The organism is Limosilactobacillus mucosae (assembly GCF_046939755.1).
Classification (GTDB): Bacteria; Bacillota; Bacilli; order Lactobacillales; family Lactobacillaceae; genus Limosilactobacillus; species Limosilactobacillus mucosae_A.
The window spans coordinates 1-253 of sequence record NZ_JBKZAY010000127.1; the positions used below are offsets into that span (position 1 = coordinate 1).

Sequence of the window (253 nt, forward strand, 5' to 3'; positions counted from 1 at the left end):
CCTGGTCTACGGGATGAAGGGGCGCAAGATTACGTTCATCTTCGGGATCATTCAATGTCTGGCCATGACCTACATCGCCTGGATCAGTCACGCTTACGGCTCATTTGCGATGGACATCTTCTACGTGATCTCGCAGCCAATTGGATGGTATCTGTGGGGCCATGATGAGGCTACCAAGCGCTTTTCGCCAAAAGTTCGCCGTTGGATCTTCCTGGGTGCGTTCGTTGCTTGGGCAATCGGCTGGTGGGTTCTG

At 53.8% G+C, this 253-nt stretch carries 1 protein-coding gene; it reads left to right on the plus strand.

Annotation, left to right across the window (positions count from 1 at the left end):
• The coding region (locus tag ACLUWI_RS10500) for a nicotinamide mononucleotide transporter (RefSeq protein ID WP_412147260.1) at positions 1-253 on the plus strand (253 nt) is incomplete at both ends.